This is a genomic window from Pseudodesulfovibrio senegalensis, assembly GCF_008830225.1.
Classification (GTDB): domain Bacteria; phylum Desulfobacterota; class Desulfovibrionia; order Desulfovibrionales; family Desulfovibrionaceae; genus Pseudodesulfovibrio; species Pseudodesulfovibrio senegalensis.
Genome location: NZ_WAIE01000006.1, coordinates 45,356 through 70,046 on the forward strand (window position 1 = coordinate 45,356; position 24,691 = coordinate 70,046).

Here is a 24,691-nt window from a genome sequence, read left to right on the forward strand (position 1 = left end):
CCGCCGCCATGATAATAACCCGCCTTCCTTGTGTTTCGCCTTTTCCCTGCGTACACTTGACCCATGAACAATACTTTCGATCCGGAACTGCTCTATGTGGAATGCACCAAATGCGGCCAGCCCCTGCTCTGGCGAGCCGGTGAAACCACCAAGCTCCTGAACATGGCGGGCATTGATCCGGCCACGCTGGACGAACACTGCATGCTGGCCTCGGACGGCTGCCCGTCCTGCCAGCCCGGGGAAACGCGGTTTTCCACCCGCGTGGTGCGTCTGGCGCAGGAAGCCCGGCAGAACAACCCCGAAGTACTGCCTGCCGACGCATAGCCTGCTTTCAAATCACGACAAGAGGCCGGACCCCATTGCGGAGTCCGGCCTCTTGTCGTGAAAACGGGGATTCCCTACATGATTTCTGCCCGGGAAAGCACCAGAATGAGCCGCTTGATCAGGTCCGGGTCGAAACGGTCCTTTTCCGCCTTGATGTGCGAAAGGGCCTCGAACGGGGTGAACGCCTTGCGCCACGGTTTCTCGCGGGTCAGGTTTTCATATTCGTCGCACAGGCCCACCACCTTGGCATGCAGGGGCAGCACGCTGCCCAGTGCCTGCGAAGGAAAACCGCTGCCGTCCTCGCGCTCGTGATGAAAAAGGATGCAATGCAGGGCCTCCTGCGGCAGCTGCACCGAGGCGCACCGGCTCACGCCCAGCACAGGGTGGGAATGCGCCTGCTCCAGCTCTTCGGGGGTCAGGTCATCCTCATGCCTGTCGAACAGGTTTTCCGGCAGGGTCAGCTTGCCCACGTCGTGCAATATGGCACCGGAACAGACCGAAACAAGATGGTCCGCATCGTCGCGCACCAGCGTGTTCATGACCCCTGCGGCCAAGACCATGACCCCGATGCCGTGATGATACTGTTCCCTGCCCTGCCCCGTGAAAACGGCCAGATGCCTGAGTACCTCGGGCCGGGAAAAAAAGGACATGCTCTGGCGCAGAATTTTGCGAATGCGGGAAAAACGGACGTTGTTCAGGGATTTGGGAAAGGTGCGATCAAAGGCTTTGCGGGCCAGAACCGAGGTGGCATCCAGCCAGACGTTGGCGCGCTCCTGCACCGGAATGGATTCATCCGCAAGAATGTCGTCCAGATGCTCGCGCACGTAGTTGTCGAAATGCTCCTTTTCCACGCTCTTGACGTACAGGCGATCCACGCCCCGGTCAGCAAGGCGCTCCCGGTGCTCTTCGGAAAACAACTCTCCACGGACCGCGTACAGCACCATGGAGCCGTTCTGGGCAAGATACAGTTCAAAATCGCCGCAGCGCTCGGGCAACAGCATGGAAGGCGAAACAGGATGCAGCCCGTCAGATTCGGGCTGTGGTTCGGTTGCAACACCGGTTTTGGTCGTGGACACGGTCTCCCCCTTGCCAAATCTGCAGGGAGACAGGGACGGATGGGGGCAGACGAGTATGTCGAATCGGTGGGGAATCGACATGAGAAGGGAGAGTTCGTCAGCATTGGCAACCCGGCTGTCTCAGAGAGACCCGTGGCTTTCCGTCCCTGCCTCGCGGCAGGTTTGGCTTTTTCGATGCGCGGACCCTATGCAAAACCGGGCGCGTTGTAAAGCACATTCGTCAGTAAATACCAAATATCCGTTACAACGCCCCCGGTCGCTCAACTACTGGTTCTTCAATTCGCGGATAATGCCGTCCAGCTGCGCGGCCTGACGCGCAAGGTCGGCAATGGCCTCCGCAGACTGGGTCATGGATTCGGCGGTCTCGCGTGAGATGTCGTTCACATCCTGCACGGACGTGCTGATCTCCTCGCTGACGGCGGACTGCTCCTCGGCGGCTCCGGCAATGCCCCGCACCTGATCCGCGCAGGTTTCCACGATCTCCACGATCTCGCCCAGAGCCTCGCCTGCGTTGCGGGCAAGGTCCGTGCTGCGGCCGACCACCTCGTTGGCCTCGTCCATGCTGATGCGGCTTTCGCGCGTGCCGTCCTGAATGGTACGCACCGCGTCTTCCACGTCCTTGGTGGCCTGCATGGTCTTTTCCGCGAGCTTGCGCACCTCGTCCGCCACCACGGCGAATCCGCGCCCGGCATCCCCGGCGCGTGCGGCCTCGATGGCCGCATTTAGGGCCAGCAGGTTGGTCTGGTCCGCAATGTCGGTGATCACGTTCATGATGCGCCCGATGTTTTCTGCATGACCGCCGAGGCTGTCCAGCTGGCCGTGCACAACCGCGGAACGTTCGCTGACCTGCGTGATGGAATCCATGAGGCTCTTGACCACCTCGGAACCCGTGTCGGCCTTGTCGCGCGCGCTCATGGTGCTATCCGCCGCATCCGAGGCATTGCGCGCCACTTCCAGCACCGATGAATTCATCTGGGACATGGCCGTGGCCGCCTCGGAGCTTCTGCGGCTCTGCCGTTCGGCTCCGGCACTGGCGTTGTGTACCTGTGCGGTCAGCTCCTCGGACGAGGAAGACACGCGCTCCACGATGACCTCTAGTTCGGAAGCGGCCTGCTGCATGCCTTCGCTCCGGGCGCTTTCCGCCTGCGACCGGGCCTCTTCGGCCTCGCGCACCGCGTTTTCGGCCATGCGGCTCTGCTTTTCGGCCTCCTCGGTCTTGGCGTTGGCTTCGGCGATCTTTTCCACGAGGCTGGTAACCATGTTGCGCAGGGCTTCGGCCAGCATGCCCAGTTCATCGTCCTGCCTGAGCCGGATATCAGCCTCCAGATCGCCTGCCGCAACCGACTGGGCCGCACCCGCAAGCTCGTTCACCGGCCGCACGATGGTGCGGGCCACCAGCACCACGATGAGCACCATGAGCAACACCGCGCCCACGCTCATGCCCGCGCACAGCAGCATCAGCCTGTTGGCGTCGGCCATGATTTCATCCGTGGGAATGCTCACGCCGAAGCTCCATGGCTTGTCATAACTGCCCACCTTGAAGGGAACAAACATGTAGTACATGTCTTTTCCGGTTTCGGGATGAATCATGTGAAAATCAAGATTTCTGCCCTTGGAAACGGCTGTTGCCAACGGCTTGCGCACCTCTTCTGCCATGAGCCCGTAGACCACGCTGCCCAGCTTCTTGGCATCCGGATGTGCGGCTATGACGCCCTCGTTGGACAGGGCAAACCCGTACCCGGTATCAAAAAGCACCTCACGCCGAACCATGTCCGAAAAACGGTCCATGACGATGTCGGCCCCGGCAACGCCCACGACCTTCCCGCTGATGATGATGGGCACGCTCACGCTGACCGTGAGCATGGTTTTGCCATCCACCTTGCGGAACACCGGTGTGGTCACATACTGCCGGCCCGTGCGCAGCGGCTGGTAATACCACGCCGACAAAGGGTTATCCTCTTCGAAATTCTCGGTATGCCCGCCCACCAGTTCGCCGCCTTCACGGTTCCAGCAGGCAGCAAAACGGCCGTTTTCATCCGTGAACTTGTCATAATTGCGATAGAATTTGTCCATGCGGTCAAAGGCGTCCGGCTCCCACGTGGTCCAAAGTCCATAGAGCTCTTCATGCCCTTCGATGATGTGGCGAAGGATGCCGATGACTTTCTTGCGGTTGACCATGCGGGCTTCCTTGGCACCGGCCAGCACGTCCGCAAGGGTTTGGGCAACGCCGAGGGCGCTGTCGATGTCCCGGGCCACCTTCATGCCCAGGCTTTCGGCCATTTCCCGGCCAAGGGCTTCGGCATCCTGCCGGGATGTTTCCCGAACCTTGTACAGAGTGATGCTCATGAACACGGCAAAAATGAGCACAACGGCCGTGCAGATGGGCAAAAGAATCTTCCAACGCATCTTGAGATTGCGAAACATGAACAAATTCCCCTTATTGTAACATGATGTCTGCACCGTCCCCTCACAAACGGCGCATGTGTGCAGCCCCCTCGCGACTACATGCAATTCAAGGTTGAATTACATGAATTTATAATCAAAATAAAGCATTCATATGAAAAGCATTCTCAACACATGGTGAAACAATGCGAAAAACAAAAAAACAGCGCTTTTTCTTGGGCTTTGTGCAATAATCCGTGGTCGACACTTGGCAAACGGCAACACATATGAAATAGAAAAAACACCACCAAGCACCCTGCAATTCCAAAGACGGGGAAACCAATGCCGATTCTTTCGCCCGGGGTAGGCCTCATGCTTGCTGCTGCTGTCTGCTTCAGCACCGGGACGCTGTTCATCAAACTGGCCGGGATGGGATTGCCGCCCATGGAAATACTGTTCACCCGTTCGCTGATCGGTTTTTTCTATTGCTTCTTCCTGCTGCGCGGCACCGGGCATTCCATTTTCGGCACCAAACGCCTGTATCTGGCCCTGCGCGGGCTGCTCGGATTCGGGGCGTTGTTCTGCATGTTTTCCGCGTTCATACTGCTGCCGCTTGCGGACGCCACGGTCATATTCTTTGCGCATCCGATTTTCGTGGCCATTCTGGCGGCATTCCTGCTCAAGGAAACCCTCGGAACCCGCGGCGTGTTCTGCATTGGCGCGGCTCTGGCCGGCGTGGTGCTGGTGGCGCGGCCTTCATTCATATTTCATGACGCCTCCCCGCTGGACCCCGCCGCCGTTGGCATCGCCCTGTGCGCGGCCGTTCTTTCGGCCGGAGCCATCGTCACGGTGCGCTTTCTTTCCCGCCACGAGCATCCGCTGACCATCATCGCCTACCCCACCATGGCCGTTCTCGTGCTCGGCCCGCTGTTGGACAGCACAAGCTGGTCCATGCCAACCCCCACGGAATTTCTGTACCTGCTGGCCATGGGCATACTCATGAACATGGGGCAGCACCTCATGACCATGGCCTACCAGCGGGAGCGGGCAGCCGTGATCGCGGCCATCGGCTATGTGGAAATACCCCTGGCCGCGCTGTTCGGGGCGCTGGTGTTCGGCGACATGCCTGACATCTGGACCTATGCCGGGGCCGCGCTGGTGGTGGGCGGTACCCTGTTCCTCGGACAGGTGCGCAAGGCCGGAGCCTGAACGCCTCCGGCGGGCAAGGGACATGTCCCTTCAGGCTGCCGACAAAGGCCTGATTCCTGTGTTGATGCAAAAAAAGCCTCCTCCCCAACAATCTCACTCCCGGACAAACAAAAAGCCCGCCCCGGAATCCGGGGCGGGCTTTCTCGTTTCATTTCGCTCGTAACTACATACGCTTGGAGGCTTTCTTGGCGAACGCCACGGCGTCTTCGTAAGTAAGCACATCCCCGGCGATCTGGGCCTTGAGCATTTCATCGCGGATGATGCCCACCTTGGGACCGGGCTTGAGTCCGGTGGCCTGCATGATCTCGTTGCCGTTCATGAACGGTTCGATGGCTTCCTCGGGAATGTCCGCGCGCTCGGCCATCTTGAGGTTGTGGTTGAACTCGCGCCAGGAGCCGTTGCGGGCCTTGATGTCCGCCCGCACCATTTCCATGATGCGCGGATACTCGTCCAGCGCCTTGAGGCGGCGGATGCCCTTGTCCGTGAGCATGAAATGGGGACGCATGTGGTTCTGCACCAGTTCGCAGATGAGGTCGATGTCCTCGTGCATGAAGCTCAGCCGCTTGAGAATCTTGCGGGTGACCTTGGCGCCCACGCGGTGGTGTTGCAGGAAATGCCATGTGTCGTCGTAGTAGTCGGCGGTGTAGAGCTTGCCCACGTCGTGGAACATGCAGGCCACGGTGCCGTACCAGTCGTAGGGCAGTTCCTCGGGATAATGGCGCATCACGTCCAGCGTGTGCTGAAGCACGGTTTCCTCGCCCTCTTCCTCGTTCTTGATCTGCTTGACCCGCGACAGGGCGGCCAGCTCGGGCACCAGCCCGTGCAGCAGCATGGAATCGAACAGCAGCTGCACGAACTTGTACATGGCCTCGGCCTCGACCTTGCGCCATTCGTCGATGAAGTCGGGCATGGGCACATAGTCCAACACGCGGCGCGCATTGCGCACGATGCTCATCCACGAATTGCTCTCGATTTCCAGCCCGTAGTTGGCGGCAAAGCGCAGGGCACGAAACGCGAGCGAGTAGTCCTTTTTCAGGGCCTCGTCGGCAATGCCCTTGAAGCGGACAACCCCTTCGGACAGGTCCGCAAAGTCCGCGTACATGTCCTTGGCCTTGGGGATGTAGGGACAGACCGAGGAAAGCGGAATGTCGCCGCGCTCTTCCAGCCGCTTGAGCAGCCGGGGCGTCATGCGTGAAACGCTCTCTTCCGTGTAGGAACTCAGCTCCACGTCCGCAACGTAGAAATAGAAGGTCACACCGCCTTCGGACAGGGAACCGACAATGCCCTTGTCCGCGGAGTCCTGAATGCTGGGGAACAGCTTCTGGAGTTCGGAAAGTCCGGCCTCGGTGCAGATGTCGATTTCCTGCTCGCTGCCCGATTCCGCCAGGGTCAGTTCCTGAAGACGGGCGTTGATGACGTAGGCGTCAAAGCCGTTACGCATGATGGTCTTGCAGAAACCGATGGCATCTTTGAAAGGCTGACTCATGATATTCCTTGGAATTCTTGTTGTTCAAACTGTCAGGGGCCCGCCCGAAAACAGAGCGGACCCGTCAATCGTCACGCGTTGCTTATACAATCTTTTTGCCGTGAAGGAAATGAGTTTTCACCCGGCCCTTGAGCACGGAACCGGCCAGCGGCGTGTTCTTGCCCTTGGATTGCATGGTGGCGGCGCAGACCTCCCACTCCTCTTCCGGATCGAACAGGAAAAAGTCCGCGGGGTCGCCGATCTCGAATCGGTTGCAGGGCAGCTCGAAGGTTTCGGCCGGGCCGGTGACCCAGGCGCGGTTGAAGGTCTCCTCGCTGATCACGCCGTCGCGCACCAATCCCCATGTGGTGGCAAAGGCCGTGTCCAGCCCGGAAATGCCGCAGGGGGCAATGTCGAACTCCACTTCCTTTTCGTGGGCCGCGTGCGGGGCGTGGTCCGTGGCCAGAAAATCGATGGTGCCGTCCTCGAGCGCTTCGATCATGGCCAGCCGGTCCGCCTCGGGTCGCAGGGGCGGGTTGACCTTGGCCAGCGTGCTGTACTGGGTGGCCGGATCTTCCAGATAGTCCTCGGTCAGGATCAGGTAGTGCGGGCAGGTCTCTGCCGTGACCCTGATCCCGCGCGCCTTGGCCTGACGGATGACGTCCAGCGATTTGCGGCAGGAAATGTGGGCAAGGTGGATGTGCATGTCCAGATATTCGGCCAAGAGCACGTCCCGCGAGACCTGCAATGCCTCGGCCATGTCCGGCTGGCCCTGCAGCCCGAGACGGTCGGAGACCTCGCCCTCGTTCACGCCGCAGCCAACGGCCATGAACGGGTCCTCGCAATGGTCGATGACCGGCTTGCCCCAGTCCGAGGCGTATTCCATGGCCTTGCGGAACAGGTCCGTGTTCTTCACGGGCAGGCCGTCGTTGGAGAACGCGCCGCAGCCCGCCCGGACCAGCTCGGCCATGGGTGCCAGCTCTTCGCCCTTGAGTTCCTTGGTCAGCGCGCCGATGGGCACCAGCCTCGGGCCGTCCGGCCAATGGCGGCGGGCCTTTTCCAGCATGAGTTCCGTGGTGGCGGCCGTGTCGTTGACCGGGTTGGTGTTGGCCATGCACAGGATGGCCCCGAATCCGCCCCATGCGGCGGCGCGCAGGCCGGATTCCACGTCTTCCTTGTATTCGAAGCCCGGCTCGCGCAGATGCGTGTGCACGTCGATCATGCTCGGCATCATGGTCAGGCCGAAGGCGTCCTGCACCTCGGCCCCTTCCGGGTCAAACTCGGTCTGCGTATCGCGGATCTCGGCGATGACGCCCTTGGAAACGTACACGTCCACTTCGCGTCCCTTGAGAAACGCGCGCCTGATGATGAGGTCGAACTTCTTTTTTGCCATTTTTTTGCCTCCGGTGGCTCAGGAACCCTTTGAAAAAGGTTCCTGAGAACCTCCAAAACTTTGTATCGATGCAGCGCCTGCGGCACTGCATGGGTGGGGGTTGTTATTGGAAAGGTGAGGGAAGAGGGAGAACCTTTTCCAAAAGGTTGCCCTCTCCCCTTCCCCCGCAAAAAAACTATTCCTCCGCGCCCTTGCGGGTCATGTACAGGAACAGGAGCGCCATGCGCATGGCCACGCCGTTGGCCACCTGATCCAGCACAAGGGACCGATCGCAGTCGGCCAGCTCGGAATTGATTTCCACGCCACGGTTCATGGGACCGGGATGCATGATGCGCACGTCCTTGTCGGCCAGCTCCACGTGTTTGGGTCCCAGCCCGTAGGTACAGGCGTACTCGCGCAGGTCGGGCAGCAGCCCGTCCTTTTGCCGCTCCAGCTGCAACCGCAGACACATGATCCCATTCACGCCCTTCACGGCTTCATTGAGATCCGAATAGACCTCCACGGGCCATGAGCGCACCGTGGACGGCAGCAGGGTGCGCGGCGCGCACATGCGCACCGTGGCCCCGAGCTTGTTGAGCAGGATCACGTTGGACCGCGCCACGCGGGAGTGCTTGATGTCGCCGAGAATGAGGATGGTCTTGCCCGCGAGGTCGCCCCATTCCTGAAACATGGTGAACCCGTCCAGAAGCGCCTGCGTGGGGTGCGCATGGCGGCCGTCGCCCGCGTTGATCACGGCACAATCCAGCCGGTCGGCAATGAACTTGGCCGCGCCGCTGCACCAGTGACGCATGACGATGCAGTCCGGGGCCATGGCCTGCAGGGTCAGCACCGTGTCCTTGAGGGTCTCGCCCTTGGTCAGGCTGGACGAACTCTTGGCCAGCGAAAAGGAATCCGCGGACAGCCGCTTGGCCGCCACGTCGAAGCTGGTCTTGGTGCGCGTGCTCGGCTCCGCGAAAAAGAGCACCACGCTGCGGCCCTTGAGGGTCGGCACCTTCTTCACGGGGCGGGTGTTGATTTCCTGAAAATGCGCGGCCGTGTCGAACAGGGACATGGCCTCGGAACGGGACAGCTGGCTCACGTCCAGCAGATCTTTGTGCAACCACTTCATCTTTGCTTTGCCTCCGGCGGCCCAGGAACCTTTTGAAAAAGGTTCCTGAGAACCTCCAAAACTTTGTATCGTTGCAGCGCCTGCGGCGCTTCATGGGTTGGGGTTGTCGTTCACTGGTCGGCTACGGACGATTCAACGTTGTTTTTTCGATGAAAAGCCTTTCCAACTCACACAACAAGCCACGCTTTTCTTTGATCCTTTTTCTCTTCTTTTCCCAACTTCCCCCAACCCAAAAAGTTTTGGAAGGGTGAGGGGATGGGGTCCGGGGGAAGGGGAGAGGGAGAACCTTTTTCAAAAGGTTTCCCTCTCCCCTTCCCCCGCAAAAAACTATTCCTCGAACATCTGCAAAAACGCCTCGGGCACGGTGGTCCAGGCAGCGGCCCGGCCCGGCTCCAGCGTTCCCAGCCTGTGCGCCACGCCCAGGGCGCGCGCCGGATTCGCGGTCATCATGGCCAGCACCTCGGCCAGCGAAATCGAACCCCGGTACCGCTCCTTGAAATAGGCGGCCTCGTTCCAGAGGTTGAGATCATGGTTGGAAGCCAATGAATCCGTGCCAAGGCAACAGTTGATGCCCACGCCTCGAATGTCTTCCCACGGTGCGCGCCCCACGCCGATGAACTCGTTGGAGCGCGGGCACAGGCACACGGACGCGCGGGATTCGCGGATGGTTTCGATGTCCGCATTTGAGACCTTGACGCAATGCACGCAGAGCGTGCTTTCGTCCAGCAAACCGAGAGCTTGTGCCTGCTGCACCGGGGCCGTGCGCGGCGGCTCGAAATCCAGCAACCGGCCGCGCCCCTGCAACAGATCCAGAAATTCCGATGGTTCGCCCGCCATGATGGCCACCTCGTCGTCGTGCTCGGCCAGATGCAGGGAAAACGGGCAGCCGAGACGCGAAGATTCGGCCTTGGCCGCGCGCAACACGTCCACATGCGTGGTGTACAGGCTGTGCCCGGCCACGGACCCGCACCCCAGTTCATATTCTCCGGCGGGAACAAACCCGTGCTCGGGCACGGCTTCGCCGATGGCCTCGGTGAAAACCACGAAAAAAAAGCCGGATTCTTCAAGAAATCCGGCCATTCGCTGCGGGAAACGGGTCGCGATGTCCGCGACCATCACGGTCCCGGTTCGCTTGAGCTCCCGGCTGGCCTTTGCCAGCGCGTCTTCGGGGAGATCGAATATGGGCTGTTTGAGCAAATCCTCCACCCAGACCATGAACCCCTGCCCGGCAACAGTGGCGCCGCGCAGGTGGGAAAGCTCCAGATGGCAATGGGCATTGATCAGTCCGGGAACAACGGTGACATGGCCGAGATCGCTGACCGACCCGGAAAAATCCGGGGCCAGATCCCGATATCGGCCGACAGAAACGATTACCCCCTTGTCCGAGATGATGGCTGCGTCATCGATCGCGGGCTGCTCGGGGGTCATGGTCAAGGCGCGTCGAGCGCGCGTAAGTTCCGGCATTCCTTACTGATCCGTAATGTCAGGTTGTTCAAAGAAGATATAGTTCGTGAATTCGCTGATTTCGAAGTAAACTTTTTTTTCGTCGGGGTCCACCATGAAATTCAGATTGGCGTCCAGATATCCGCGCCCGGCACGGCAGACCTGCTCCATGCCGTTTTTCACGCGCCTGAGCGTGCTCAATTCATCAATCCCCATATAGCGCCGCGCCAAGCGGTCGCCGTCGAAAATCTCCACCACGCCGTTTGTGCCGGTCCAATCCACGGTGGCGATTTCGCGGGTTGCGGGCCGCATGACCAGCCACAACACAATGGCCGCACTCAGTGCGGCAAAAACAATGATCGCCAAGCGCACTTTCCGGCGCACGGAATTTTTGAAAATACGCATGACCAATGAGCCTATCCCAAATTACGGACCGGGAAAAGGGACGGCAACACAACCATCAGCAAAGGGAAAACCGCTTCCTGTCCACCATGCGAATGGATTCGCGGTCCAGCCCGATGCGGGCGTATTCGTCCACCAGCTCGCGGGCGTGGCCGAATATCTCGCCGCTGTGCCGGAAGGGAACCTCCAGCCGACGCGGAGCGCGGCCAAGCTCGGCAATGCGTGCCTTTACATGTTCCAGAAGCACCCGGGCGCGCACGGACTGGCCAAGGGCCGGATGCCATGGTCCAGCCACGATTTCTGGCTGCAGTTTTTCCTCGGGCGCAACGCCCATGCGGATGACCGGAACACCGGCCGCCCACAGCTCGCCAACGCCACAGGTCAGTTCAATGCGGGTGCGCTCAAGATCCCACGGCGCATAACGGCCCTCGCGCCACCACTGTTCCAGTTCGGTCCCCCGCAATACAAGACAGGGATACAGCCGCGTATTGTCCGGTCCGATGGCGCAGGTTTCGCGCACGTCCTGCCGGAAAACATCATCATGGTCGCCGGGCAGGCCGGGCATGAGCTGGATGCCGAGCTCCATCCCGGCAGCGCGCACGGCATCGCAGGCACGGTGCACCTGATCCGCGGTATACCCCCGGCCGGACACGTCCAGCGCCGTGGTGTCAAAGCTCTGCACCCCCAGCTCCACCATGTGCAGCCCGCGTGCGCCAAGCTCCTTGAGCATGGGAATCGTCACCCTATCAGGTCGCGTGGAACATCTCGTTTTTGTTATCAATCCAAGCTTCCGAAACGTATCGGACAGCGCAAGGAAACGCTCGGGATATCCCTCGGGAAGGGCCGTGAACGTGCCCCCGAAAAAGGCCAGTTCATAAGGACCGCGCCCCAACTCGTGCGCTCGCGTGAGGTCGGCCTCCACAGTCTCCAGAACTCTGTCCAGCCCTGTCTGCGCACAACCGGTCTGGATATGCTGGGCACAGAAAACACACCGGCCCGGACAGCCCGCAAAGGGAATGAACACGGGCCAGATCCGGGAACGCGGGCGTTGGGGTTCAGGGTGGGCAAAGGCAAGCGAACGCATGGAAAAAGATCCTTGTTGGTTGTGGCCGACGCACCCGGTATACACCCAAGTGCAACGAATCCCAACCCCCTGAAACGGTACGGAACGGGGCCGGGAAAAACGCCGGGGCCAATGGCGGCGGGTCAGGAAATCACAAACCCGCCGTATTGCCCTGCCCGAGGATAGAGGATACTACAACCACATGAAAATCGGCATACTGCAAATCAATCCGGTGGTGGGCGATCTGGAAGGCAACTGCGCCAGAATTCTGGACGCCGCGAAAAAGGCCGCGGCTCAGGGCGCGGATTTCAGCATTGCCCCGGAACTGGCCCTGATCGGGTATCCGCCCCGCGACCTGCTGCTCTATGCCGGGTTCGTGCGCAAGGCCGAACTGGCCGCTGAGCAACTGGCCGGACAGCTTGCGGACCTGCCGCCCCTGCTCATGGGTTCGGTGCTGGCCAACCATTCGGACACGGGCAAACCCGTGTATAACGCGGCCCTGTGGCTGAGGGACGGCACCATTGAGCGCAGCTTCCACAAGAGCCTGCTGCCCACCTATGACGTATTTGACGAGGCGCGCTATTTCGAACCCGCGCCCAAGTCCGAATCCGGCAGCGCCAACATTCTGGAATTCATGGGCCGGAAAATGGCCGTGACCATCTGCGAAGACGCATGGAACGACAAGGATTTCTGGGAAACGCGGCCCTACCATACCGACCCGCTGGAACAGGCGGCCGCGCACAGCCCGGACCTGATCCTCAATCTTTCGGCCTCGCCCTTTTCGCTGGGCAAGCAGCAACTGCGCCAGAACATGCTGGGGGCCATCGCCGAAAAATACGGTGTCCCGCTCGTCTACGTGAACCAGACCGGCGGCAACGACGATCTGATGTTCGACGGGCGTTCCTGCATATTCGACGCTCGCGGCGAACTTGTGGCCCGGGCACGCGGATTCGATGAATCCGTGTTGGTGACGGAGGTTTTCGAGACCGCGCCCAACGCCGTGGCCGACGACGATTTTTCCCGCGAGGCCGAAACATGGCGCGCGCTGGTCATGGGTGTGGGCGACTATGTGACCAAGAGCGGATTTTCCACGGTGCTGCTGGGCCTTTCCGGGGGCATCGATTCCGGGCTGACCGCTGCCGTGGCCGCGGAGGCGCTGGGTGCGGAAAACGTCACCGGCGTGCTCATGCCCTCGCCCTATTCCAGCCAGGGCAGCATCGACGATTCCATTGCGCTGGCCGAAAACCTGGGCATCAAAACCCTGACCCTGCCCATCGAACCCATCATGGACAGCTTCACGCAGGCACTGGCCCAACCGTTCGCGGGCATGGAGCCGGACACCACCGAGGAAAACATCCAGTCGCGCATCCGGGGCAACCTGCTCATGGCCCTTTCCAACAAATACCGATCCCTGCTGCTGACCACCGGCAACAAGAGCGAGCTGGCCGTGGGCTACTGCACCATCTACGGCGACATGTCCGGCGGGTTCGCGGTCATTTCGGACGTGCCCAAAGTGCTGGTCTTTTCCCTGTGCCGCTGGATCAACGCCACCCTCGGACAGCGCATACCCGAGGCCGTCATCACCAAGCCGCCGTCCGCGGAACTTCGGCCGGACCAGAAAGACGAGGATTCCCTGCCGCCCTATGAAATTCTGGACGCCATCCTTGAACTGCACATCGAAAAGCACAAGGATGCCGAAGAAATAACAGCCCTCGGTTTTGACGAACAGACCGTGCTGCACGTGCTGCGGCTGGTGAGCATGGCGGAGTTCAAGCGCAGGCAGGCCGCGCCCGGCATCAAGCTGACGCCCCGTTCATTCGGCACGGGCTGGCGCATGCCTCTGGCCTGCAAACGCAACCTCTAGGAAAACATCATGTCCAATTCCATTCCCGCAGCACTGCACGCGCCCGAATCACCGAGCACCCCGCTGGACCGGGACATGCTGGAAAACGTGGTGCGGCTCTCGCGCAAAAGCCCGCGCAAACGCATCATCCAGCGGCTGCACGGACCGGACAACGCGCCCCTGCAACGCATGCTCAACGCCATGCAGCCCGGCTCGTACCTGCGGCCGCACCGGCACCAGCATCCGCCCAAGGCCGAAACTTTCGTCATGCTCACGGGCGCGGTGCGCTACATATCATTTGATGATCAGGGAACCATCACGCAGGTATTGGACATGCGTGCGGGATCAACGGTGTTCGGGGTAGATATTGAACCCGGAGTCTGGCATTCGCTCATGGTGCTGGAGCCGGATTCCGTGGTCTTCGAAACCAAGAACGGCCCCTATGAACAGGCCTCGGACAAGGATTTCGCACCATGGTCCCCGGCCGAGGGCGACCCGGAAACCAGCGCGTATCTGAGCGAGCTTGAAAAACGGTCGGATAGATTCCTTGCACGATCTGCCGAGCGCAGGGGCTGAACCCGGCTCACCCGCCCGTGCGGCCGCACACCGCAGCCGTTACCCCGCCACAGCTTTGCTCGTCCAGAGCATATTCCACGTGCCCGATGCGCCGAACCGGACGCATGCCCACCAATGAATTGAGCGCATAGGCGTGATCCATGACCGAAAGCTCGGCCAGGGCAACGGGCCTCGGCTCGATGTCCAGATGCTCGCGCGCGATCTCCAAAGCCAGCGACGGCAGTTTGTAGGGCGTGTCGGTTTCATACAGCTGACCGTCCTTGGAAAACAGCAGCGAGGCGGTCGTGGTTTCCAGCACCTCGTCGGAAAAATCCAGCAGCAATGCGTCGTCGAAACCCTGGGCAACGGCCTGCGCGTGGGCCTGATTGAAAAACATGTAGGCCATGGTCTTGTGCACGTTCAGTGTGGAAACATGCCGATCCGGGCAGACGTTCAGCCGGTAGGTGCGCTCCGGGTCCGGGGTGTAGGCCGCGGCAGTGACCACCGGACGGGTGACTTCCCCGGCCACGGGATAAAAGATGTTCACCCGCGCCGGACTGCCCGTGAGCCCGTTTTTTTCCAACAACAGGAAGCAGACCTCTTCAAAGGGTACCGACTCATAGGGGATGCAGAAATGATCGAGGCTGGCATGAATGCGGCCCACGTGGCGGTCGCAATGCATGAGCCGTTTCCCGTTGTAGAGCAGGGTTTCGAAAAATCCGGTCCCGAACCGGAACGCGGGCGAATATGTTTCCAGAGGCACACCGCCCTTGGCGTAGCGGTTGTTGTAAAAATGCGTCATGCAGACCCTCGCTTTGCTGCAGCACCAAAAAACTTGGCTGCCTTGGCCATGGTTTCACGGTATTCGCGGGCCGGACATGAATCAATTACAATTCCGCTCCCGGCCCAATAATCCAGAGTGCCGCCCTTTGTATCGGCCACGGCCGTGCGGATGGCAATGGACGAATCCATGGTGCGCTCGTCCTCGATGATCACCAGACTGCCGCAGAACATGCCGCGCGCGTGCGGCTCCAGCTCGTCGATGATGCGCATGGAGCTGGCCTTGGGACACCCGGTCACGGAACCGCCCGGAAACGCATCCAGAAACAGGTCAAGACAGTCCCTGCCCGCGCACAGGGTGCCGCGCACGTCCGCATGCATCTGCAGCAAATTGTCCACCACGAACACGGACCTGTGGTTTTCCACACGCACGGACCCGTATTCGCAATTGGCGCTGATGTCGTTGCGCATCAGGTCCACGATCATGGACAACTCCGCGCACTCCTTTTCGGATTCGGTCAGCGCACGCACCAATTCGGGGTCCACGTCAGCCACGGAATACACGCGCTCGCCAGGCACGGCCAATGTTCCCTTGATGGGACGGGAAAGCACCCGACCATTGCGCACGCGCACAAACAGTTCCGGCGATGTGGACAGAATGCGGTATTGCCCACTGGAAAAATGGGCGTAAAAAGGCGCGCCGTGGCTCGCGTGCAGGGCCAAAAACAGTTCAGCCGGGTCATGGGCCGCACAATCGCAGGCCCAGCCCAGCCGCGTGGACAGGTTGAGCTGATACGTCCAGCCCTGCCGGATGCGCTCCAGCGTCCCGCGCACGCCATGCTCATAGGATGGCCTGTCCATGGACGCGACAGGCTGCCCCAGATCGGGAAAGAATCCGGGGTGGCGCTGCGGACCCGGTTCAGACAAAATGCGGGCCGTGCGCCGAACCTGTTCGCTGTCCCGGCCGGATACGCTCACGGCTCCGCTCACACAGTCATGCTCCACCAGCAGCGCGTATTTCCTGAGATGGCCGAGGGGAAAACCGGATTGCTTTTGCGTTCCAATGCCGCGCAGCAGCATGCCGTAGTCGTAGCTCAGAAAACCGAGGCACGGCCCCGGACCGGAAAACGCGAAACCCTTGAGTTGCTCACGCGCGGTATCCTCGCGCACCACCAATTCATCCAGCGGTTCCAGACCGCAAAGGCAGCGCGTTTCCCCGGCAAACCCGGGCGAGGACAAAAACGCGTCCGCGCCATTGCGCACCAGCCACGCTTCAAGGTCCGGGATGCGGCCCGGCTCAAGAACGAACGATTCGTTGCAGGGCATCATGGATGAAATATTCTCCGTGTTCGGTCAGAAAGGATTCCGGGTGGAACTGCATACCCATGACCGGTCGCGATTCATGGGCAACGATCATGGGAACGCCCGCATCGTTGGCGGCCGCAACGCGCAGTCCCTTTCCCACTGTGGAGCAGTACAGGGAATGATAGCGGGCCACGCTCATGGTCCGGTCATTATAACGGATGGTATCGGTCTTGCCGTGCACGCAATCCGCCAGCCGGTCCACGCTGCCGCCGAAATGGACGTTGATGATCTGCATGCCCAGGCACACGCCCAGCACGGGCAGCCCGGAATCCATGACCGCGCCGTATCCCGCGTAATCACGGGGCGCACCCGGTCCCGGGGAAATGACGATCATGTCCCACGAATCGAATTTGCGGGGCATGGACGAATGGCCGAGCACGTCCACGCGCACGTCAGCGCAGGCCTGCCGAACCGCACGGACCAGCAGATGCTCAAGATTGCGGGTAAAACTGTCGTTGTTGTCGATGAGAAGTATGCGCAATAATCGGGCTCCGGGCGGGAATCGCCGCCCTGCGGGCACGATACGGAAACCGGAGACAAAAGGCCAGCCGAACGGAAAACGGAAATCAGCCCAGAAAATCCCACTGTTTGGCCCGGGTCCAGGCATAGGAACGCATGCCGTGCACGGTCTGGGCCAGTCGGGAACCGAAAATGCGCATGAACAACGAAAGCCACCCCGTTCCCATTGCGGCTATGGAGTGGAACAAAAAACAGCGCAAACGGTCAGAGCCGCGTATCTCCGGCAATATCTGCCTGTTGAGCATATCCTGATAGGCGGCCGCAGCCTGCACCGGGTCGTCCCCGTTATCCGCGATGGCCCGGGCCGCGCAATAGCCGGTGGCCATGGCAAAAAAAATGCCCTCGCCCAAAAACGGCTCCACGAATCCCCCGGCGTCCCCGGCCAACATGGCCCGCCCGTGGCAGGGATTCATGCAATAATTACCATACGGCAATGGATACGCACCCGGATGCACGCTTTCAGGATCGGCAACGCCCAGATCGCGAATGAAGTCCCGGAACAGGCTCGTAAAATTCCCGTTGCTGCGCCTGAGTCCGCAGATGCCCGCCAGCACATGGTCGTTGCCCGGAAAAACCCAGCCATATCCGTCCCGTATCCGCCCCACATGCAATTCCGGATCGATGACCCTGCGCGGGAATCGATCCGCAGGAATACGCGCCTCCATGGCCGGAGCCAAATACGAACGCCACATGCCGCGCATATGGCCGAAAAACGGCATGTGGCGGCGCACCACACTGTTGACCCCGTCCGCGCCGATTATGAATTTTCCGCGCAGCACGGTTCCGTCCGCGCAGATCACGGTTCCGGCGTTGGGCTCGCAGTCAACGGCCCGGCAGCCCTCGAAAACCTGCGCCCCGGATTGCCGGGCAACATCCAGCAGGCAGCGGTCCAGAATGCTCCTGTCGGAAAAATGAAAGGGAAACGGCAACTGTCCCCTGGCAACAAGGGAACCGGACCCGTAAACGAAATAGGCTGAGGACTGGTGGTGGACCGCTTTTTCGGCACGCAGGCGTTCCAGATCAAGACCGCAGGTGGTTTCCAGAAGGCGCACGCTTTTCCATGTCAGCAGCCCGCCGCACAGCTTGCTGCGCGGAAACACGGCCCTGTCCGCGACAGCAACCCTGCGGCCGGAACCGGCCAGAACATGGGCCGCCACGGAACCCGCAGGCCCCGCACCGATGATGACGACGTCGAATTCTCCCATTCTTCCACTCACTTGAATGGTAACAAGTTACTATAGTATGCCACAATTTTACAAGAGCATAAAAAAAGACGCCCCGGTGAACCGGGACGCCTTTGCAATGGTTGTATGAGGGATATTACAGGCTGACGATGTCTTCCTGTTTCTCCGTAAGCAGGAATTTGCCGTCCTCGATCCATTTCTTGAGTTCATCCGCGATTTCCAGCGACATGGAATAACTGGTCACCGGAACCGTGGGCGTGGACTTGCCGTTCAGCTCAATCTCGCCGGACTTGAGTTCCTCCATGGTCACATGGCCCAAAACGCGCGGCAGGCCGTTGGGATAATCATAGCCGTAATCCTTGATGGGCATCTGGATGTCCGCATCGGAAACGCCGGTGAACCAGGCCATTTCCTCGTTGAGCACGGGAATGGGAATACCCACGCCCATGGACAGCGAGCAGCCGTAGCCCACGATGCTGACGGCGCGCACATAGCGCGGCTTCATCTGCTTGAGGTCGCCCTTGAGCATGAGGGTTCCGGCCGGGCTGGTGGGGATGCCCCGTTCGTTGCGCGGGGGCTTGGCCACGTGCTGGGTGCCGGAACCGAGAACATACCCGATGCCGCCACCCATGAATATCTTGGTTCCCAGACCGATGGTCTGCAGATAGGGGTCGTTGAACAGGGGCGAAAGCTGGCCGGCCGTGGCGTAGTTCACGTTGCGGCTGTTGGGCTTGAGCGGCCCCATGTAGGTATAGATTGTGCGGCTGGTCAGGTTCACGGCCGCATTGTAATTCTGGTAGCAGTTGCGCGGGTTGAACAGCCAGGCGTTGGGCAGGTCCGCAAGGGTCACGTCCTTGTCCAGCTCGCGACGCGGGTAACAGTCCGAACCGTAGGCCTGTGCGCGCAGATGCACGGCGCGGCCGCGCAGCAGATCCTCAATCACGTGGCTTCCGCCATAGCGGAAACGGCCCGGATGCACCTTGTTCAGGGGATCGTCCTCGCTCGGCTCGGTGGCGCCAAGATAACAGTCCACCGCGGCAAGGCCGGCATGGCAGGGAACATTGTTCATCCACATTCGGGAAACCTTCATCACCGGCGGCTGCTGGCCGATGTTGAAAAGCAGTCCGGAAGAACACATGGGGGAAAACGTCCCCGTGGTCACAACGTCCACTTCGCGGGCCGCCTTGACCTTGCCTTCCTTGTTGACGATGCGCGCCATTTCCTCGGCATTGACCACCACGGCCTTGCCTTTGCGGATGCGCTCGTTGATCTCGCCGATCGTCTTGTTCACCTGATGCACGGGCATGAAATCCTCCAAAAAAAAACACGCTTCTTCACTGTTTTCCATACTTGTGGAAACAGCCGGAGAATAATGGCCGAATTTTCCACGCAAGGCAAATCATTTTCCTCGCGCTTTCGGCATGAAGACTTGGCTTTACGACGATTTTAGGCTATAAAACCGCATCTGCGGGATGGTGTTTAAAAAGTTCTGAAACTGATTTTTTTTATTCATATATATCATGTAGTTGAAAACAGACATCCAAAAAGACGCTATCGACGTGAAACAAGCCTTTCGAAAACACCTCAAGCAAAGCTATTCCAACGACGAGCTCAAGCGCTGGTATGACCCGCTGCAACTGGATTTCTCGGAAGAGGATCATCAGCTCGTGGTACTGTTTCCGCATCTGTTCTTTGCTTCCTGGTTCGAAAAATCCGTGCAGAGCGCATTCGAGTCCCAGCTCAACCTCTTCCTGGGCAACGGCTATTCGGTCAGCTACGACACCAATGGCGGCAGCCAGACGGGCGGTCAGGGCATGCCCGCCGTTTCCATGACCAAACGCATCGATTTTCCCTTTGACCGCCAATTCACGTTCGACACCTTTCTGATCAACAAGAAAAACTATTTTCCCCTGGCGTCGGCACGAGAAGTGGCCAAGCAATCCGGTTCGCTGTTCAACCCCTTCATCATCTGCGGTCCCAACGGGTCCGGAAAAACACACCTGATGAAGGCCGTTGCCAACGAAATCAGCAAACAGCACGACTGTTCCAAGATATTCCTCGGGTCCATGGACCAGTTGAACAATCTCTATGCGGTCAAATTCAACGGCGATTCCTTCCGGGCGCGGCACCACGTGTTCGATTTCGATTACCTGTTCATCGACGATTTTCAGCAGATCCGCCAATATCCGAGTATGCAGCACGAAGTTGTCAACATATTCAACCACTTCTATGACAACAAGAAACAGATGGTCTTCACCTGCCGCGACAAGATCAGTGCCTACGACTTTCTGGACGCGGACCTGCAATCCCGGCTGGGCTGGGGGCTTATCGTCACGCTCAAGGAGCCGGACCTTGAAATCCGCGTGGGCTATATCCAGCAGCAGTGCCGCTTCAAGAAACTGCCCCTGACCAAGGAACAGATTCTGACCCTTGCCCAGCGGTTTTCCGATTTCCGCTATCTGCAGGGCGTACTGCTCAAGCTGTTCGCCTACCGCGAACTGGTGCACAAGGATATATCGCAAAAGGATTTCGACCATATCCTGAACAACACTGAAGAAAAGAACACGGACGACCTGACGCCCAAGAGAATAATGCAGGTGGTCTGCGAGCACTTCAACGTCAACTACAAAGATCTTGTGGGCGTCAAACGTCACCAGCACATTGCCCAGGCCCGGCAGGTAGCCATGTTCCTGTGCCGCGAAATGCTCAATGTTTCCTATCCGGCCCTTGGCCGCACCTTCGGAGGAAAAGACCACAGCACGGTCTTGTATTCTGTGAAAAAAGTAAAACAATTACAGGTAGATGATAACGATTTGAAACAGATGTTGAAAACGTTGAAGAAAAAATGTCGCATGTCGGGTTCATAATGGAAATCCCTTGCCCCTTGAACATCCTGTTCCAAAAGACGGACATATGGTGTTCCAATTTTTTTCTTTTATTTCAAATTGATATCTAGGTTAGCTACAAAGCTACAGAGATTATTAATCTTCACTAAAAGGAGATTTTATTATGTTTTTGAAAGTGAACAGGGATGGTATCATTGAAGGCCTTCAGAAATCGGCCAACATCATTCCTGCCAAAACCGGGGCCGCCTTCCTGCGCACCATCTGGCTCAAGGCGGAGAACGGAACCCTGAACATCATGTCCACGGATTCCAATCTGGAATTCATGGGTTCCTATCAGGCCGAGGTCACGGACGAGGGTCTCGCCGGAGTGCAGGGCCGCGCTTTCTATGATTTGGTGCGCCAGTTGCGCTCGGATCAGGGCGAGCTGGTCATCAAGACCGACGGCGAGAACCAGAATCTCCTCATGGAACAGAAAGCCAGGAAATACACCTTTCCGGTGAACGATCCCGAATGGTTCCAGAAATTTTCGCAATTCCCGGAAAACGGAACCGTATTCTGGTCCGGTGATTTCCTGCACGAGATCATCGAAAAGATATCGTTCTGCATTTCCGATGAAGATTCCATGGAAGCCATCGCCTGCCTGTACATGATTCCCCGCGAGGAAAACGGTACGCGCTCCATCGAGGTCTGCGGCCTGAACGGCCATCAGTTCGCCATGTTCAACTTCGTGAACGACGACATTGCCGACCTGCTTCCGGCCGAAGGCGTGCTCATCCAGAAAAAATATCTGGCCGAGCTCAAGAAATGGCTGACCGCCGATGAAATCGAAATGGCCATCAGCGAAAAGCGGCTTTTCTTCCGCACGGGCGACAAGTCCGAGACCTTCACCCTGCCGCTTTCCTATTACCAGTATCCCAATTATTACAACTTCCTGGCAAAGCTGAACGACGACGACGTGTCCAAGCTGCAGGTCAACCGTGCCGAGCTGGTGGACGCGCTGGGCCGCGTTTCCCTGTTCAACACGGACTCCAACCGTTGCGCGTATTTCACCTTTGGCGAAGGCGAAGTGACCGTTCATTCGCAGGGACAGGATACGGGTGCTGCGCGCGAGTCCATCGGCGCTACCTATTCCGGCGATCTGGAACGCATCGCCTTTCCCACCAAGAACCTGATCGACATCCTGAATCACTTCAATTCCGAGTCCGTGACCTTCACCCTGACCGGCGGCGAAGCGCCCTGCGGCATCAGCGGTGAAGACGACCCGGACTACAAGGTCATTGTCATGCCCATGATGATTCAGGAAGAGACCTACTACACCGAGGATAACGCTTAAATGAGTTCACAGTACACAGCCGAGAGCATCACGATTCTCGAGGGCCTTGCGGCTGTCCGCAAGCGTCCGGCAATGTACATCGGCTCCACGGACATCCGTGGGCTGCATCATCTCGTCTACGAGGTCATCGACAACTCCATAGACGAGGCCATGGCCGGTCATTGCGACAAGATCAAGGTTACCCTGCACATGGACAACTCGTGCACGGTTTCGGACAACGGCCGCGGTGTTCCCGTGGACATCCACCCCAAGGAAGGCGTTCCCGCGCTTCAGGTGGTCATGACCATGTTGCACGCGGGCGGCAAGTTCGACAACGATTCCTACAAGGTTTCCGGCGGATTGCACGGCGTGGGTGTTTCCTGCGTCAACGCGTTGTCCGAATTCATGGAATCCACGGTCAAGCGCAACGGCAAGACCTATCGCATGAAGTTCGAACGCGGGGTTCCGGTCACCGAGCTGGAGGAGATCGGTCCGTCCGATTCCACGGGAACCACGCAGCGTTTTCGTCCGGATGAGGAAATTTTCGAGGTCAATCAGTTCGATTTCGATACGCTCAAGAAACGGTTCAAGGAGCTGGCCTACCTGAACTCCGGCCTTGAAATCGAATTCAAGGACGAGCGCAGCGGCGATGTGGAGACCTTTCGTTTCGACGGCGGCATCCGCCAGTATGTCGAGCACATCAACACCGGCGTGACCACCATCGGCGACATCATCTACGGTGAGGGCGAAGCCGAAAGCATCATGGTGGAATTCGCCATTCAGTATTGCTCGGCCTACAAGGAAAATCTGTACACATTCGCCAACAATATCCGCACCATTGAAGGCGGCACACACCTGGCCGGGTTCAAGACCGCGCTTACGCGCGCCATCAACGGCTACATCCAGTCCGCGGACCTGCCCAAGAAGCTGGTCAAGCGCCTGACTGGTGACGACGTGCGCGAAGGCATGACCGCGGTCATTTCCATCAAGCTGCCCGATCCGCAGTTCGAGGGCCAGACCAAGACCAAACTCGGCAACTCCGAGGCTGCGGGACTTGTGGCGGGTCTCGTGTATGAAAAGCTGTGCACCTTCTTCGAAGAGAATCCCAAGGAATCGCGGATGATCATCGAGAAGGTGGTGGACGCTGCCCGGGCCCGCGAGGCTGCCCGCAAGGCGCGCGACCTGGTGCGACGCAAGGGCGCCCTTTCCGACAACTCCCTGCCCGGCAAGCTGGCCGACTGCCAGTCCAAGAACCCCGAGGATTCCGAAATCTTCATTGTTGAGGGTGACTCCGCAGGCGGTTCCGCAAAGCAGGGACGCGATCCCAAGCATCAGGCCATTTTGCCCCTGCGAGGCAAGATCCTGAACGTGGAAAAGACCCGTTTCGACAAGATGCTGGCCAACAAGGAAGTCCGTGCCATGATCACGGCCTTCGGCATCGGCATCGGCAAGGAAGAGGATGAAAAGGATTACGACAAGCTGCGCTATCACAAGATCGTGATCATGACTGACGCAGACGTGGACGGATCGCACATCCGGACCCTGTTGCTGACATTCTTCTTCCGCCAGTATCCCGACGTCATTGACCGCGGTCATTTGTATATTGCCCAGCCTCCCCTGTTCCGGGCGCACAAGGGCAAGTTCGAACGATTCATCAAGGACGAGGACGAACTGCACGCATTCCTGCTGGAAAAGGCGGGCAGCGACCTCAAGCTCGAAACCCAGAACGGCAAGCAATACGAAGGCACGGAACTGCTGACCCTGTTGCAGCGCGTGCACTTCATTCGCGACAAGTTCTCGGAGGCCGAGAACATGGGCGTTCCGTCCGGTTTGTACCAGGTGCTCATGGAATACCCCGAACGAATCCAGTTCAATCATTTCGAGGAAAATGATCCGGCAGTGTTCAAAAGCGACATGCGGGAAAAGGGATTCAAGGTGGAGATCATTGCCGAGCGCGACTACGAGCTGGAAAAGGACCGTACCTACCTGATTTTCGAGGACGACAACGCGCACCGCACGCGGCTGGCCATGGAATTCTTCCATTCCAAGATATACAAGCAGGGCTACCAGAGCTTCGTGGACATGCGCGAGGACTGCGGCGCCTTTTCCTTCAAGCTCAACGTCAAGGACGAGATCACGGAAATCCGGGGCATTTTCGCCCTGTACGACGCGGTCATCGAGGAAGCGCACCGCGGCTGGCAGATCCAGCGCTACAAGGGTCTGGGCGAAATGAACCCGGAGCAGCTCTGGGAAACCACCATGGACCCGGAAAAACGGACCATGCTCAAGGTCACCGTGGACGATGCGGCCGAGGCCAACGACATCTTCATGGACCTCATGGGCGACAACGTGGAACCGCGCCGGGCGTTCATTGAACGCAACGCGCTCATGGTGCAGGAGCTGGACATCTAGGACCGCAACG

At 59.3% G+C, this 24,691-nt stretch carries 20 protein-coding genes and 1 riboswitch; of the genes, 7 read left to right on the top strand and 13 right to left on the bottom strand.

Annotation, left to right across the window (positions count from 1 at the left end; all coding sequences use genetic code 11):
• The first annotated feature begins 63 nt into the window (after window positions 1-63).
• Complete coding sequence (locus tag F8A88_RS12720) at window positions 64-324, top strand: hypothetical protein (protein WP_151151552.1); 261 nt, start codon at window positions 64-66, stop codon at window positions 322-324.
• A 74-nt stretch (window positions 325-398) separates the two neighbouring features.
• On the opposite strand, the gene F8A88_RS12725 is transcribed toward F8A88_RS12720, so the two are convergent.
• Window positions 399-1,400 (bottom strand): HD-GYP domain-containing protein, encoded by a 1,002-nt coding sequence (locus F8A88_RS12725; RefSeq protein ID WP_161598416.1) that lies wholly within the window; start codon window positions 1,398-1,400, stop codon window positions 399-401.
• A 102-nt stretch (window positions 1,401-1,502) separates the two neighbouring features.
• Window positions 1,503-1,577, bottom strand: a riboswitch (cyclic di-GMP riboswitch).
• 87 nt (window positions 1,578-1,664) lie between these two features.
• On the bottom strand, window positions 1,665-3,824 hold the full coding sequence (locus F8A88_RS12730; RefSeq protein ID WP_151151554.1) for a methyl-accepting chemotaxis protein: 2,160 nt from the start codon (window positions 3,822-3,824) through the stop codon (window positions 1,665-1,667).
• Window positions 3,825-4,124: 300 nt separating this feature from the next.
• On the opposite strand from F8A88_RS12730, the gene F8A88_RS12735 reads away from it, so the two are divergent.
• The gene (locus tag F8A88_RS12735) at window positions 4,125-4,991 is read left to right on the top strand and encodes a DMT family transporter (protein ID WP_151151555.1); all 867 of its coding nucleotides are present in this window, start codon (window positions 4,125-4,127) and stop codon (window positions 4,989-4,991) included.
• A gap of 163 nt (window positions 4,992-5,154) precedes the next feature.
• On the opposite strand, the gene F8A88_RS12740 is transcribed toward F8A88_RS12735, so the two are convergent.
• The 6 genes from F8A88_RS12740 to F8A88_RS12765 form a co-directional block, all read right to left on the bottom strand.
• Entirely contained in the window at window positions 5,155-6,477 is a 1,323-nt protein-coding gene (locus F8A88_RS12740) for an HD domain-containing protein (protein ID WP_151151556.1), read from the bottom strand.
• A gap of 82 nt (window positions 6,478-6,559) precedes the next feature.
• Window positions 6,560-7,849, bottom strand: a complete 1,290-nt coding sequence (locus F8A88_RS12745) for a dihydroorotase (protein WP_151151557.1) — start codon at window positions 7,847-7,849, stop codon at window positions 6,560-6,562.
• Between the two features lie 175 nt (window positions 7,850-8,024).
• Window positions 8,025-8,957 carry an aspartate carbamoyltransferase catalytic subunit gene (locus tag F8A88_RS12750; RefSeq protein WP_151151558.1) on the bottom strand — a complete coding sequence of 311 codons (933 nt, stop codon included), beginning with the start codon at window positions 8,955-8,957 and terminating at the stop codon, window positions 8,025-8,027.
• Between the two features lie 327 nt (window positions 8,958-9,284).
• A complete protein-coding gene (locus F8A88_RS12755; protein ID WP_151151559.1) occupies window positions 9,285-10,421 on the bottom strand; it encodes an amidohydrolase family protein in 1,137 nt (378 codons plus the stop codon).
• A 3-nt stretch (window positions 10,422-10,424) separates the two neighbouring features.
• Complete coding sequence (locus F8A88_RS12760; RefSeq protein ID WP_206666410.1) at window positions 10,425-10,766, bottom strand: hypothetical protein; 342 nt, start codon at window positions 10,764-10,766, stop codon at window positions 10,425-10,427.
• 94 nt (window positions 10,767-10,860) lie between these two features.
• A complete protein-coding gene (locus F8A88_RS12765) occupies window positions 10,861-11,886 on the bottom strand; it encodes an elongator complex protein 3 (RefSeq protein WP_151151560.1) in 1,026 nt (341 codons plus the stop codon).
• A 181-nt stretch (window positions 11,887-12,067) separates the two neighbouring features.
• Here F8A88_RS12765 and F8A88_RS12770 point away from each other — a divergent pair, with 181 nt between their 5' ends.
• Both F8A88_RS12770 and F8A88_RS12775 read left to right on the top strand, forming a co-directional pair.
• On the top strand, window positions 12,068-13,729 hold the full coding sequence (locus tag F8A88_RS12770) for an NAD+ synthase (protein ID WP_151151561.1): 1,662 nt from the start codon (window positions 12,068-12,070) through the stop codon (window positions 13,727-13,729).
• Between the two features lie 9 nt (window positions 13,730-13,738).
• On the top strand, window positions 13,739-14,284 hold the full coding sequence (locus F8A88_RS12775; protein ID WP_151151562.1) for a WbuC family cupin fold metalloprotein: 546 nt from the start codon (window positions 13,739-13,741) through the stop codon (window positions 14,282-14,284).
• Window positions 14,285-14,291: 7 nt separating this feature from the next.
• On the opposite strand, the gene F8A88_RS12780 is transcribed toward F8A88_RS12775, so the two are convergent.
• The 5 genes from F8A88_RS12780 to F8A88_RS12800 form a co-directional block, all read right to left on the bottom strand.
• Window positions 14,292-15,065, bottom strand: coding sequence for an aminotransferase class IV (locus F8A88_RS12780; protein ID WP_151151563.1), 774 nt, complete (start codon window positions 15,063-15,065; stop codon window positions 14,292-14,294).
• The gene (locus F8A88_RS12785; RefSeq protein ID WP_151151564.1) at window positions 15,062-16,372 is read right to left on the bottom strand and encodes a chorismate-binding protein; all 1,311 of its coding nucleotides are present in this window, start codon (window positions 16,370-16,372) and stop codon (window positions 15,062-15,064) included. The genes F8A88_RS12780 and F8A88_RS12785 overlap by 4 nt, the downstream gene beginning before the upstream one ends.
• Window positions 16,341-16,889: an aminodeoxychorismate/anthranilate synthase component II gene (locus tag F8A88_RS12790; protein ID WP_151151565.1), complete on the bottom strand. Its 549-nt coding sequence runs from the start codon at window positions 16,887-16,889 to the stop codon at window positions 16,341-16,343. Before F8A88_RS12790 ends, F8A88_RS12785 begins: the two co-directional genes overlap by 32 nt.
• Before the next feature lie 85 nt (window positions 16,890-16,974).
• Window positions 16,975-18,132, bottom strand: a complete 1,158-nt coding sequence (locus tag F8A88_RS12795; RefSeq protein WP_151151566.1) for an NAD(P)/FAD-dependent oxidoreductase — start codon at window positions 18,130-18,132, stop codon at window positions 16,975-16,977.
• Window positions 18,133-18,247: 115 nt separating this feature from the next.
• A complete protein-coding gene (locus F8A88_RS12800; protein ID WP_151151567.1) occupies window positions 18,248-19,417 on the bottom strand; it encodes a homocysteine biosynthesis protein in 1,170 nt (389 codons plus the stop codon).
• A 253-nt stretch (window positions 19,418-19,670) separates the two neighbouring features.
• On the opposite strand from F8A88_RS12800, the gene F8A88_RS12805 reads away from it, so the two are divergent.
• The 3 genes from F8A88_RS12805 to gyrB all read left to right on the top strand — a co-directional run bounded on the left by F8A88_RS12805 (window position 19,671) and on the right by gyrB (window position 24,681).
• On the top strand, window positions 19,671-20,978 hold the full coding sequence (locus F8A88_RS12805; protein WP_151151568.1) for a DnaA ATPase domain-containing protein: 1,308 nt from the start codon (window positions 19,671-19,673) through the stop codon (window positions 20,976-20,978).
• Window positions 20,979-21,120: 142 nt separating this feature from the next.
• The gene (gene dnaN, locus F8A88_RS12810) at window positions 21,121-22,290 is read left to right on the top strand and encodes a DNA polymerase III subunit beta (protein WP_151151569.1); all 1,170 of its coding nucleotides are present in this window, start codon (window positions 21,121-21,123) and stop codon (window positions 22,288-22,290) included.
• The gene (gene gyrB, locus F8A88_RS12815) at window positions 22,291-24,681 is read left to right on the top strand and encodes a DNA topoisomerase (ATP-hydrolyzing) subunit B (protein ID WP_151151570.1); all 2,391 of its coding nucleotides are present in this window, start codon (window positions 22,291-22,293) and stop codon (window positions 24,679-24,681) included.
• Window positions 24,682-24,691: the final 10 nt, after the last annotated feature.